General features: G+C 65.3%; 12 protein-coding genes and 2 pseudogenes. 5 read left to right on the top strand and 9 right to left on the bottom strand.

Going from position 1 to position 11,128, the window contains the following annotated elements:
- From GSQ89_RS35910 to GSQ89_RS35900, 3 genes and pseudogenes are all read left to right on the top strand, one after another.
- Positions 1 to 342, top strand: a pseudogene (locus GSQ89_RS35910) (amidohydrolase); the annotation flags it as partial.
- A gap of 22 nt (positions 343 to 364) precedes the next feature.
- The gene (locus tag GSQ89_RS35905) at positions 365 to 655 is read left to right on the top strand and encodes a 4a-hydroxytetrahydrobiopterin dehydratase (protein ID WP_158932897.1); all 291 of its coding nucleotides are present in this window, start codon (positions 365 to 367) and stop codon (positions 653 to 655) included.
- Positions 655 to 1,125 carry an MmcB family DNA repair protein gene (locus GSQ89_RS35900; protein ID WP_158932896.1) on the top strand — a complete coding sequence of 157 codons (471 nt, stop codon included), beginning with the start codon at positions 655 to 657 and terminating at the stop codon, positions 1,123 to 1,125. Before GSQ89_RS35905 ends, GSQ89_RS35900 begins: the two co-directional genes overlap by 1 nt.
- 2 nt (positions 1,126 to 1,127) lie before the next feature.
- Here the strand turns inward: GSQ89_RS35900 and GSQ89_RS35895 are convergent, their stop codons facing one another.
- From GSQ89_RS35895 to GSQ89_RS35880, 4 genes are all read right to left on the bottom strand, one after another.
- Positions 1,128 to 1,559, bottom strand: a complete 432-nt coding sequence (locus GSQ89_RS35895) for a hypothetical protein (protein WP_158932895.1) — start codon at positions 1,557 to 1,559, stop codon at positions 1,128 to 1,130.
- An 86-nt stretch (positions 1,560 to 1,645) separates the two neighbouring features.
- The gene (locus GSQ89_RS35890; RefSeq protein WP_158932894.1) at positions 1,646 to 2,392 is read right to left on the bottom strand and encodes an extracellular solute-binding protein; all 747 of its coding nucleotides are present in this window, start codon (positions 2,390 to 2,392) and stop codon (positions 1,646 to 1,648) included.
- Positions 2,389 to 3,774 carry an LLM class flavin-dependent oxidoreductase gene (locus GSQ89_RS35885; protein ID WP_254073546.1) on the bottom strand — a complete coding sequence of 462 codons (1,386 nt, stop codon included), beginning with the start codon at positions 3,772 to 3,774 and terminating at the stop codon, positions 2,389 to 2,391. The genes GSQ89_RS35890 and GSQ89_RS35885 overlap by 4 nt, the downstream gene beginning before the upstream one ends.
- The gene (locus tag GSQ89_RS35880) at positions 3,774 to 4,529 is read right to left on the bottom strand and encodes a hypothetical protein (protein ID WP_158932893.1); all 756 of its coding nucleotides are present in this window, start codon (positions 4,527 to 4,529) and stop codon (positions 3,774 to 3,776) included. The genes GSQ89_RS35885 and GSQ89_RS35880 overlap by 1 nt, the downstream gene beginning before the upstream one ends.
- Before the next feature lie 141 nt (positions 4,530 to 4,670).
- Here GSQ89_RS35880 and GSQ89_RS35875 point away from each other — a divergent pair, with 141 nt between their 5' ends.
- Entirely contained in the window at positions 4,671 to 6,764 is a 2,094-nt protein-coding gene (locus tag GSQ89_RS35875; protein ID WP_158932892.1) for an acetate--CoA ligase family protein, read from the top strand.
- Here the strand turns inward: GSQ89_RS35875 and GSQ89_RS35870 are convergent.
- Entirely contained in the window at positions 6,754 to 7,731 is a 978-nt protein-coding gene (locus tag GSQ89_RS35870) for a phospholipase (RefSeq protein ID WP_158932891.1), read from the bottom strand. The two genes, GSQ89_RS35875 and GSQ89_RS35870, sit on opposite strands and share 11 nt — an antisense overlap.
- Positions 7,732 to 7,734: 3 nt before the next feature.
- On the bottom strand, positions 7,735 to 8,574 hold the full coding sequence (locus GSQ89_RS35865; protein ID WP_158932890.1) for a PCC domain-containing protein: 840 nt from the start codon (positions 8,572 to 8,574) through the stop codon (positions 7,735 to 7,737).
- Between the two features lie 71 nt (positions 8,575 to 8,645).
- Here GSQ89_RS35865 and phnN point away from each other — a divergent pair, with 71 nt between their 5' ends.
- Positions 8,646 to 9,185: a phosphonate metabolism protein/1,5-bisphosphokinase (PRPP-forming) PhnN gene (gene phnN, locus GSQ89_RS35860; protein WP_158932889.1), complete on the top strand. Its 540-nt coding sequence runs from the start codon at positions 8,646 to 8,648 to the stop codon at positions 9,183 to 9,185.
- Here the strand turns inward: phnN and GSQ89_RS35855 are convergent.
- The 3 genes and pseudogenes from GSQ89_RS35855 to GSQ89_RS35845 form a co-directional block, all read right to left on the bottom strand.
- Positions 9,151 to 9,813, bottom strand: a complete 663-nt coding sequence (locus tag GSQ89_RS35855; RefSeq protein WP_254073545.1) for a DUF1045 domain-containing protein — start codon at positions 9,811 to 9,813, stop codon at positions 9,151 to 9,153. The two genes, phnN and GSQ89_RS35855, sit on opposite strands and share 35 nt — an antisense overlap.
- Entirely contained in the window at positions 9,813 to 10,952 is a 1,140-nt protein-coding gene (locus GSQ89_RS35850; protein WP_158932888.1) for an alpha-D-ribose 1-methylphosphonate 5-triphosphate diphosphatase, read from the bottom strand. Before GSQ89_RS35850 ends, GSQ89_RS35855 begins: the two co-directional genes overlap by 1 nt.
- A pseudogene (locus tag GSQ89_RS35845) lies at positions 10,949 to 11,128 on the bottom strand (phosphonate C-P lyase system protein PhnL); the annotation flags it as partial. The pseudogene GSQ89_RS35845 and the gene GSQ89_RS35850, both read right to left, overlap by 4 nt.

Below are 11,128 nucleotides of genomic sequence, written 5' to 3'. Positions count from 1 at the left end.
GATCTGATCATTCCCGCCGATGCGAAGCCGAACGGCGGTGTGGGTTCCACGGATGTCGGCGACGTCAGTTGGGTGGTGCCGACGGTGCAGGCGCGCGGGGCGACCTATGCGATCGGTACACCGGGACATTCCTGGCAGTTGACCGCGCAGGGGAAGATGCCGGCGGCGCATAAGGGGCTGGTGCATGTCGCCAAGGTGATGGCCGGCACCGCGCTGGACGCGATCCGCGATGAGACGCTGCTGGCTCGTGCCAAAGCGGATCATCAGGCTCGGGTGGGGAAGACGCCGTATGTGTGTCCGCTGCCGGCTGAGTTGGATCCGCCGATCAAGATGTCGGCCTGATGGGCTGAAGCGGGAGGGTGATGTGGCAAAGCGCCTGACGGATGCGGAACGCGCGAACCTGGGGACGACCGTTCCGGGATGGGCGCCGGCGCTCGATCGCGACGCGCTTCGCCGCGCGTTTAAGTTCGAGAATTTCAGCGAGGCCTGGGGGTTCATGACCCGGGTCGCGCTGGAGGCGGAGAAATTGGACCACCATCCCGACTGGTCGAACGTCTGGAACACGGTGCGAATCGAACTGACCACGCATGATGTCGGCGGGTTGTCCGACAACGATGTCCGACTGGCTCAGGCGATCAATAAACTGCTGGGCTGATGGACGGCCCGGGATTCCCCGAACGCACGCTGCTGATCCGCAGGGCGGCGGCCCGGCTGTGCCTGCGGTTCGGGTGGTCGCCGCTGCATGAGGTGCGTCTGGCGAACGGAAGGCGGGCGGATATCCTGGCCTTGCAACCGGGGGGTGGATTTGCCTGCATCGAGGTGAAGTCGGGGCTTCGCGACTATCTGGCCGACGGCAAGTGGATGGAATACCAGCCGTTCTGCGACCAATTCTTCTTTGCCGTCGACGCCGATTTTCCGCGCGACATCCTGCCGCCGGAGACGGGGCTGATCGTGTGTGCGGATCGGGAGGCGGATATGTTGCGAGAGCCGCTTTGCTTTCGTCTGCCGGCGCCTCGGCGGAAAGCGCTGCTGGAGCGCTTCGCCTGGCTGGCCGCCGGCCGCCTCGCCGCGCTGGAGGACCCGATGGGCGTGGCGGGGTTGGCGTTGGGGCTCAGCGAGGACTGAGCTTACCGCGAAGCGGACGTTGCGCCTGGCGGGGCCTTGTCCGGTAGCCATGCATCGGTCCATCCCGACGAGGAGTCGGCATTCGCGCCGGAGATTTTAACCTCCACCTTTCCGGGGCCGCTGCGCTGCACGATGGAAATGGCAGTCGGGGTGCCGATGATCCGGCAGTCGATCGGTCCATCCACCGCTTCGCCGCCGCGGCGGGCGGCCAGCCTCTCCAGATCGGCCTCGGTGCGGCATAGCACCGCGCCGGGGTCGAGCCGGGGCCACGCCAGCGGTTGGGCGCGGACGTCGGGCAGGCCGGGCTTGGGCTTCTTGAGCAGCAACGCCCCGGCATCGAACGAAACATCGCTGTTGGAGGAAGGCTGCGCTTGGGCAGGCGCGGCGAGTGCCAGCGTCCCGAGGCAGGCACCAATCAGCAGCATCCTTGGCATCGATAGCATCATGTTTTCGCCCTGTTGAGCCGCCCTTTTTTATGCGTCCAACGGTGCGCGGGGGCAAGTTAAGTCTTGTAGCGCTGCTATGGCGCGGTCATGCCCTTGGCCTTCAGCACGGGCTTGGCGGCTGGACCGGCCATGGTGGCGAGGAAGGCTCGGGCTGCCTCGGGCGCGGCCGAACCGGTGGCGACCGCGCCGGCATAGATCGTCTGGTTTTGGATTTTCGCCGGCAGCGGGCCAACCAGGGTGATGCCGGGGACGGCGATCACCTCACTGATCTGCTGCACGACGATGTCGGCTCGGCCATCAAGGACGGCGGTTGCCGCCAGGCCGCCGTCGATCAGCACCGATTTTGGTGTCATCGCATCCGCGATGCCCAGGGTCTGGAACAGTTTCGCCAGATAGATGCCGCTGGACCCGCCCGAGGCAGGGTTGATGTAGGCGACTTTCCGGGACCGCAGCATCGCTGCCTTGAACGCGGCAACGGTGCTGATGTCAGGCGCGGGCGCGCCGGATTTGACGCCCACGCCAATGCCGACCGCGGCGAGCCTGACGTCGGATTTCGGTGCGATTTTTCCAGCCTTCGCCAGTTGGTCGAGGCCGGCGGGGGACATCATCACTACGTCGAATGTCTCGCCGCCGGTGATACGACGAACCAGTCCGCCCACGGTGTCGTTGCGCAGGGTAACTTTGTTGCCGGTCTTGGCCTCGAACGCAGGGATCAGCGTTTTGGCGATCGAATTGATCGCGCCGGCGCTGAGGACGGTGATATCCGCCGCGTGGACGGCGGGTGCGGCCAGCAGCAGAAATGCGGCGATCCAGCGGATCATGCCGGCCTCCGTACCGCCGCTGCCGGATGGTTGTGGGGCAGGCGCGGGCCTCGGCCGAACAGCTTTTCCCGGAAGGTGCCGGGGGCGTAGTCGTGCTTGTACAGGCCGCGGGTTTGCAGTTCCGGGACCACGAGGTCGGCGATGTCGGTGAAGGTGCCGGGGGTCAGGGCGTAGGCCAGGTTGAAACCGTCGACGTCCGTTTCCTCCACCCAGGTTCGGAGTTCCTCGGCGACTTCTTCGCCGGAACCAATCACCACCGGGCTGCGGCCGCCGATCGCGGCGTGGCGGGCGATTTCGCCGACGGTCCATTCGCGGTCCGGGTCGGCTGTGGTAAATGCTTCCAGGGCCGAGGTCTGGGCGTTGGTCTTGTCGGTGAAGCGAACCACCTCATTCGGTGCCATTTGGCCGAAATCGACGCCAGTCCAGCCGGACATCAGCGCCAATGCGCCTTCCTCCGACACGTAGCCGAGGTAATCCTGATACTTGTCCCGCGCACCCTTGGCTGTGGTGTCGGTGATCACCGTCATCATCGAGAAGATGACCAGATCGGACGGGTCGCGGCCGGCGGCTTTCGTCCGCGCGCGCAGGTCGGACACGATGTTGGCGATGATCTTCTTCGACGGGCCATTGATGAACACGCATTCCGCATGCCGGGCGGCGAAGTCGCGGCCGCGTTTGGAGGCACCGGCCTGGAACAGCACCGGGGTACGCTGCGGTGACGGCTCGCACAAATGAATCGCATCGACTTTGAAATGCGGACCCTCGTGCAGGATCCGGTGAATCTTGCTGGGGTCGGCGAAACGGCGGCCCGGACGGTCGCGCAGCACCGCGCCGTCTTCCCAGCTTGCCTCCCACAGTTTGTATGTGGCCTGCATGTAGTCCTCGGCGACGTCGTAACGGTCGTCGTGGGCGACCTGCTGCGGCATCCCCATGCCGCGGGCGGCGCTGTCGAGGTAGCCGGTGACGATGTTCCACCCGACGCGGCCCTTGGTCAGGTGATCCAGCGTGCTCATGCGCCGGGCGAATGGATAGGGCAGTTCGTAGGACAGCGCGCAGGTGATGCCGAAGCCCAGATGTTCGGTGACCATCGCCATTGCGGGAACGACCATCAGTGGGTCGTTCACCGGGACCTGGACCGCGTGTTCCAGCGCGGTGTTGGGGGAGCCTTTGTAGACGTCGTAAATGCCCAGCACGTCCGCCAGGAACAGGGCGTCGAACTTGCCGCGTTCCAGCGTGCGGGCCAGGTTGGTCCAGTATCCCAGCGTATTGTAGCTGTCGGCTCGGTCGTCCGGGTGGGTCCACAGGCCGGGCGACTGATGCCCGATGCAGTTCATATCGAAAGCGTTGAGGCGGATTTGCCGACGCATCAGTGGGTGGGGCATCAGTGGGTCTTGTGGAGCGGGAACTGCATGACGATGACCTCGGTGCCGTCGGGCCCGGCGGCGGCTTCGAACGGCGCGTCGTCGGGGTAGACGAAGACGCAGGACAGTTTTGGCAACGATTCGTTGTCCCGGGTCAGGGTGCCGTCGGTGACGACCCAGTATTGGCCTCGGCCGTTCGCCGGATCGGGGCCGGTGATGGTCTCGCCCGCCGCGACGTTATAGCGCCACGCGGTCATCCCGTCGGAATCGGGACCCAGCAGGGTTTCGCTGGGGGTGGTGGGGGGTGCCAAGGGGCCGGCGACGGATTCCCGATGCTTGCGGTCCTTGATGGTGCGCAGGGCGACCCGGTTTTCCGGCATCGACATGAACCGGGCGCCGGGGTCGAAACCGTTGCGGAGTGTGAAATACCACACGCCTTCGTCCTGGCTGGCGCGAATGGGGCCATAGGATGTGTGAGCACCGGTAAAGTGGACGGTGACCGGGCGCACCTCGTGAAGACCGAGCATGGCATGGCCGCCGACGACGAGTTGGAACTGGTCCTGCTGGTGGTAATGCGCGTTGGCGGTGCTGCCGGGGTCTTGCTCGACCAGAAAGGCCATCGGGAACAGCGCGTCGGGTGCTGGATCGGGGGTGCCGGGGGCCATGTTGTAGCGGGTCGTGCCCAGATACAGCGTGTGCCAGAAGGTCACGCCGTCCGCGGCGGTGCCTCGGCGGCGGTTGACGCGGGCGGCGTCGGCCGATGCGATCAGGGTCATCGAAGGGTTCCTTGGTGTGCTTTGTCCAGTTTGGCATAGCACATTACCGGGTCCAATCCTTGCCCGTCGAGGTTGCCGTACGGTTACGCCCGGTCCAGGATAAATGGTCGCATATCGAGAAACAGGAAATCGTCCCATATCATGTCTCGTTTCGCTGGTCTGACGCCGCTTCTGGCGCCCCGTTCCGTCGCTGTGCTTGGTGCTTCGTCCGACGCCACGCGCATTGGTGGCCGTCCTATCGCGTATATGCGTTCGCAGGGCTTTCCGGGTGCGTTGTACCCGGTCAACCCAAACCGGACGGAAATCCAGGGGCTGAAGGCCTATCCCTCGGTTGCAGCTTTGCCAGAGACGCCGGATGTCGCGATCGTCGCGGTGGCGGCGGAACTTGCAGCGCCGGCGATCGATGATCTGGCCAGGCGCGGCGTGAAGGCTGTGGTTATGTTTACCGCCGGGTTCGCCGAGGTGGATGACGCCGGCGCGGCGATCCAGGCGAAGATGGTAGAGACGGCGCGGGCGGCCGGCATGCGCATCCTTGGCCCCAACTGCCTGGGTGTCTTCGACGCTCGTCGTTCTTATTACGCAACATTTTCGTCGTCGTTCGATAGCGGCTGGCCGGTGCCGGGGCGTATCGGGATTGCCAGCCAGTCGGGGGCGTATGGCACGCATCTATACACGCTGGCGCGCAACCGGGGCATTGGCGCGTCGCTGTGCGTGATGACCGGCAATGAGGCGGACGTGACGGTCGGCGAATGCATCGGCTGGCTGGCGGAAAATCCGGAAGTCGATGTCATTGCAGTCTATGCCGAGGGTATTCGGGAGGCGCCCGGGTTGATCGCGGCGCTGGAGGCAGCCAAGGCAGCGAGAAAGCCTGTGGTGATGCAGAAGGTTGGTCGCAGCGAGTTGGGTGAGAAGGCGGCGAAGTCGCATACCGCGTCGATCGCCGGCGATGATGCCGTGACCGAGGCGGTGATGGCGGAATTCGGAGTGTATCGGGCGCGTAACAGTGAGGAGATGCTGGATATCGCGCATACCGCGACGCGAAAGATTTATCCGGTCAAGAATACGTTGGGGGTGATTACTGTCTCGGGCGGTGCGGGCGTGCTGATCAGCGACGTGGCGGAAACCCTGGGGCTGGCGATGCCGGAAATGCCGCAGGAGGCTCAGGCGAAATTGCGTGGGCTGGTGCCGTTCTGCGCGCCTCGGAACCCGGTGGACGCGACGGCTCAGGTTTCGAATGACGTGACGTTGGTAAAGACGTTCACCGAATCGATGGTGCGGGATGGTGGGTATTCGACGGTGCTGGGGTTCTTCAGCATGACAGCGTCGTCGCGCCGCTGGCCGTCGATCCGGGAGCAGTTGAACGCGGTTCGTGTCGAAAATCCGGGGCGGCTGTATGCACTTTCGGTGATTGTGCCGCCGGCCGGGCGCGATGAGTTGGAGGCCGATGGTTGGGTGGTGCATGAGGACCCAACCCGAGCGGTGACGGCGATCGACGCGATGGGGCGGTTCGGGGCGGCGTTCGCGGCGGGCCCGGGCCAGCCGGCGCCGGTTGTTCCGGCAGTGACGCTGCCCGCGGTGAACCCGTCCGAGGCCGAGGCGAAGCGGTTGCTGGGCGCGGCGGGGATTGCGTCGGCGCCCGAGGCGGCGTGCGCGACAATCGATGAGGCTGTCGCGGCGGCGGGACGGTTCGGGTTCCCTGTGGTGTTGAAGATCCTGTCACCGGATATCGTGCATAAGTCGGAAATCGGCGGCGTGCTGCTCGATATCGCCGATGCCGATGCGGTTCGTTCCGGATTCGCGCTGCTGTTGGAACGTGCCAAGGCAGCGGCACCGAAGGCTCGAATCGAGGGCGTGCTGGTGGCGAAACAGCTCAAGGGTGGGGTGGAGTGCATCCTGGGCATCCACCGCGATCCGGTGTTCGGGCCGATGGCGATGTTCGGGCTGGGCGGGATTTTTGTTGAAGTGTTGAAGGACGTTGTGTTCCGGCGCTGCCCGTTTGGGCCGGATACGGCGGAGGCCATGATCCGCTCGATCAAGGGCGCGCCGCTCTTGCTGGGCGCGAGAGGGCGGAAGAAGGCGGATGTGAAGGCGCTGGCGGAGATGCTGTCGCGGTTGTCGGCGTTTGCCGCTGCGGCGGGTGAGCGGTTGCAGTCGATCGACCTGAACCCAGTGCTGGCGATGCCGGAGGGCGAGGGCGCGTTCGCTGTGGATGCGGTGATCGAGGTCAGCCCATAAACCAGTCCAGCACCTCGCCTTGGCCGTCGCGAGGATAGGCGTGGGATAGGTCGGCGATTTCCCGATAGGTGATCGCCGCACCTGCCGCCGCCAGCATGCGATGGGCGGTGCGGGCCATGCTGACGGGAAACATCCAGTCCAGCGCGCCGTGGGTCAGGTGGATCGGTAGTCCGGTCAGCCGTTGTGGTTCCGTCATGGCCAATAGCATCGGATGAAACGAGGCGGCGACGGGTGCCAGGTGGGTGAAGGGTGAATCCTCGGCGAGACCACTCAGCAGGGTGAATGTGCCGCCGTCGCTCATGCCGCTGAGCAGCATGCGGGTTGGGTCGATGTTCCAGCGGTCCTGCATGCGGGTCAGGATTTTGCCCAGGTTTTCAGCGTCGATTTCGGGGTCCATCAAGGACCAGGTGCTGCCGATGGCGGTGGGCGCGACGACGATCATGGTGCGCGACCGGGATTCTGCGATCCAGTTGGTGAGGAAGAGGCGGCCGTGGCCGGACCCGCCGTGCAGCGCGAAAATGATGGGTGTGGGTTTGGTGGGGTCGTAGCCTGGGGGGATGTAAGCGGAGAAGCCGCCGCGTTCGGTTGTTTGATTGTTGGAGTGGTAGATGCCGGAGTCAGGGTGGGCTGGGGCGATTTGGGCTCCGGGTTCGAGGAAGTAGCGGCTGATCTGGGGGTTGGTTTCCGCGAGAGGGATCAGGGCTTCCAGTGCGCGGCTGTATTGGCGCAGGGCGCGGTAGGCTTCCAGCATTGGGTTGTCGGCGTGGGGTGTTGAGCGGAGGCCGGCGCAGGCTTGCTCGGCGTAGGTGGCGGCGAACTGGATCTGCTCGGACGTTGTGACTTGCGGTGGGGTTTCTGGTAGTTTCGAGATCAGATCGGACAGGCGGGCGGGGTGTATCATCCTGGCGATGTGACCCAGCGTATCCAGTGTGGTCAGCAGGCGGGTCAGTGCGGGGTCGTTCTGCATCGGTCAGGACTGGGTCAGGGTGAGGTCGAAGGTGATGCAGACGGGGTTTTCGCCGTACCGCAGCCAGCCTTCGTGGACGTGGCCCTGCATGTCGACGACGAGAAGGTCCAGGGCGGCTTTGCCGTTTTTGATGTGGCCCTGGCGGACAAGGACCTCGGTGGCGTGGTCGTCGACCCGACCGCCATGGGTGAAGCGGGCGCCGATCAGGCTGCCCAGGCTGCCCGCGACGGTGGCGTTTTGGATGTTGTGGGTCCGGGCGATCGTTTCCAGGGCGGTCAGGATGTCCTGGTTGGGTTTGATGCGGGCGACGAGGCCTTGGCCCGTGGTGGCGGCGGTTCCGGTTGGCTGGAACAGGGTGAAGTTGGTTTCGGGGTCAGGTTTGGCGTCTATGCGGATGGTGCTGAAGGCCCAGGCCGTGGCCAGACCGGGTTCGGCGATGATGGTTTCATGCGGAAGGATGTGGCCGCCGCGGCGACTGCCGTCGGGTTCGATCCAGGCAGCGTGGCAGTGAATGAACGGTTTGCCGTCGACCCAGCCGAAGGTGGCGTTGGCTTGCTGAATCCTGGTGGTGCCTTGTGGGGCAGAGGGGGCGGTGAAATAGGCGACGTGAGAGGCGTTGTCGGCGGGGCCGGGCATCACGTAGCGGAACGGGTTCAGGGCGGTGTTCTTGAACGTGACGGTGCCGGACTGGAAGCCGGCGGCGACCAGGGGGGTCGTGACCGCCTGGTTCAAGGTGTCGCCGGGGTTGAGCGCGAAATGCAGGGTTTGCGGCGTGCCCTGGAAGGCGTCGATCCGGCTGGGATGGGTCGGGCCGGGTTGTTTGAGCGACCGGATCGCCTGCATTGGGGTGTTCCTGGTGGGTTGATCGGCGGGTACGCTACCGGCTAGGTGGGGCTGGTCAATGGGGGTGCGCGATGCTTGTTCTTGTGGTCGGACCCAGCGGCGCCGGGAAGGATACCGTGTTGGGGCTGGCGCGTCAGGCGCTGGCCGGCGACACGCGGTTTCGGTTCGTGCGCCGGGTGATTACGCGCCCCGCCGATGCGGGTGGCGAGGATCATGAGGCAGTGTCGGAGGCCGAGTTTGCCCAGCGGCGGTTTGCGCTGGCCTGGGGCGCGCATGGGCTGCGGTATGGGGTTCCGCTGGGTGTGGTGGATGACCTGGCGCGAGGGATCGTCGTGGTGGCGAATGTCTCGCGCGGGGTGATCGCGGAGGCGGCTGCTGCGTTTCCGGTACGGGTAATCGAGGTGACGGCCCCCGTCGAGATTTTGGCGCGGCGGTTGGCGGCGCGTGGGCGCGAAACCGCCGAAGATGTGGCGCGGCGGCTGGCCAGGGATGTTGCTATCCCGGATGGAGTTGGAGTCGATACGGTGGTGAATGATGGGACGCCTGTTGAGGCGGCGGATCGTTTTGTCGCGGCGCTTAACCGCGCAGCTTTATCCGTTGGGAGAGGATGAAGGCGGCGGCGGGGGTGGATTGGGTGAATATACAGATGTCTTCCACACGGCGTGGGATAGCCATGGCGGGGGCGAACCAGGCTTCCGCGGCGGGCATGATGGTGGATTTTTCCGCGTCGGACAGGCGGCGTGTCACCGTCATGTGGAAAAACCAGGTGCCGAACACGTAAGGGTAGCCCCAGCGGATCAGCATCGCGTCCTGTTCGGGGGACAGGTTCGCTCGGCGCCGGCGCGCGAGCTCTTCTTCGGATGGGGGTTCACGGAATGGGTCGAGTTGTTCGACGCAGGCGTCGGCCAGCGCTTGCAATGGTGGGCACGGAATGGTTTCGCGCAGGGCCAGGAAGCCTCGGAGGTCGGTGACTGCCAGCGGCGGGAGATCGAACGGGGCGATTTTGGCGGCGGTGGCTTGGACGGCGTGTTCGAAGTCGTTCCAGGTGACGCCGTTTGCCAGGCGCATTGGTGGTTTCAGGGTGGCGTGGAAGCCGTAATTGCGTGGTTCGGCGGTAATGTCGTTGCGTATTAGGTCTGGTATCGGGGCATTGGCGATCGAGTCGCGTCCGAACCAGGCGGAACTTGCGGCGGTCAGGGGGTCGTTGGGGAGGGGAGCGTAGTAGAGGGCGACCCTCATCAGATCACGCGTTCGCCGGCGCGCCAGACCTGGCGGACGATGGGCAGCGTGCCATGCAGGCGGACGCGAACGAGGTCGGCACGCATGCCGGTTTCCAGGCGACCCCGGTCGGGCAGGCCGGACATCCGGGCGGGGTGGTCGGAGATCATGGCGATGGCGTCTGAGAGCGCAATGGATTCCTCGCGGGCGCATTGGAAGGCGGCCTCCACCAGGCTGGGTGGGACGTAGTCGGAGGCGAATGCATCGACGGCGCCGGCGCGCAACAGGTCCACGGCGTTGACATTGCCGGAATGGGAGCCGCCGCGAACGATGTTGGGGGCGCCGGCGATGACGGTCATTCCGGCTCGTTTGGCGGCGAGAGCGGCTTCCATGGAGACGGGGAATTCGCTGATCTTGATGCCGTCGGCGGCATTTTCGGCGATTTCTTCTTCGGTGCGGTCGTCGTGGCTGGCGAGGGCGATGGTGGTGTTGCGGACGCGGTCGAGGAGGGCCTTGCGGTTGGGGTCGCGCAGGCGGGCGCGCTGATCCTGCATTTCCTTGATGCGGCGATCGACGGTTGCCTCATCCAGGCCCCCCTGGCGGCGCAGTTTGCGGTAGAAATCCATGTTGGCGTACTGGCCGACACCGGGGCTGTGGTCCATCAGGCTGATCATGCGGACGAGGGGATGGTCGGCGACCGGATCGAACAATTCCAGCATGTCCGGCGCAGGGATTTCGCAACGCAGATGCAGGAAGTGGTCGGCCTTCAGGAGACCGGCTTCGGTCAGGGCGTCGAGGTCTATCACGCCGTCCTGGAACGTTTTGATGCGTTCCTTGTCGAAGCCGAGATCGCCCAGGCACAGCGCGTCCAGCACGGTGGTGACGCCGGCGGCGGCACATTGGGCGTCGTGGGCGACCATGGCGGAGCGGGACGGCCAGCGGGCGAGGCTGCGTGGCTGCACCTGGCGTTCCAGGTTGTCGGTATGGACGTCCACCGCGCCCGGAATGATCGTGTCCCCGCCGACATCGATCGCGCGGGCGGCCTGTGATCGTCCAGCCTGGATGTCGGAGATGATATGGCCGTGCATCACGATGGTACCGGATATGGCCTCATCCGGCAGGACCAGGATTGCGTTGGTGAGTATCGTTTCGGGGTTCATGCGGCGTCCTGGTAGGGAGACATGGTGAACAGCCGGTCGGCGATGACGTCGCGGACATCGGCATCGTGGCAGATCGCGACGATCGCGGTGCCCTTGGCTTTCGCGTCCTGGATCATGCGTATCACGACCGCCCGGTTTTCCGCATCCAGGGAGGCGGTGGGTTCGTCGAGAAGCAG

Source organism: Acidisphaera sp. S103, from assembly GCF_009765975.1.
Classification (GTDB): Bacteria; Pseudomonadota; Alphaproteobacteria; order Acetobacterales; family Acetobacteraceae; genus Rhodopila.
Note: the sequence above shows the minus strand (reverse complement) of the source record. Positions and strands in the feature narration are given on the sequence as shown.

Coding starts and splice junctions, on each gene's coding strand:
- phnN (WP_158932889.1), top strand. CDS start 8,646: ATGCTTGTTCTTGTGGTCGGACCCAGCGGCGCCGGGAAGGATACCGTG.
- GSQ89_RS35865 (WP_158932890.1), bottom strand. CDS start 8,574: ATGCAGGCGATCCGGTCGCTCAAACAACCCGGCCCGACCCATCCCAGC.
- GSQ89_RS35895 (WP_158932895.1), bottom strand. CDS start 1,559: ATGCCAAGGATGCTGCTGATTGGTGCCTGCCTCGGGACGCTGGCACTC.
- GSQ89_RS35885 (WP_254073546.1), bottom strand. CDS start 3,774: ATGCCCCACCCACTGATGCGTCGGCAAATCCGCCTCAACGCTTTCGAT.
- GSQ89_RS35870 (WP_158932891.1), bottom strand. CDS start 7,731: ATGCAGAACGACCCCGCACTGACCCGCCTGCTGACCACACTGGATACG.
- GSQ89_RS35850 (WP_158932888.1), bottom strand. CDS start 10,952: ATGAACCCCGAAACGATACTCACCAACGCAATCCTGGTCCTGCCGGAT.
- GSQ89_RS35855 (WP_254073545.1), bottom strand. CDS start 9,813: ATGAGGGTCGCCCTCTACTACGCTCCCCTCCCCAACGACCCCCTGACC.
- GSQ89_RS35900 (WP_158932896.1), top strand. CDS start 655: ATGGACGGCCCGGGATTCCCCGAACGCACGCTGCTGATCCGCAGGGCG.
- GSQ89_RS35880 (WP_158932893.1), bottom strand. CDS start 4,529: ATGACCCTGATCGCATCGGCCGACGCCGCCCGCGTCAACCGCCGCCGA.
- GSQ89_RS35890 (WP_158932894.1), bottom strand. CDS start 2,392: ATGATCCGCTGGATCGCCGCATTTCTGCTGCTGGCCGCACCCGCCGTC.
- GSQ89_RS35875 (WP_158932892.1), top strand. CDS start 4,671: ATGTCTCGTTTCGCTGGTCTGACGCCGCTTCTGGCGCCCCGTTCCGTC.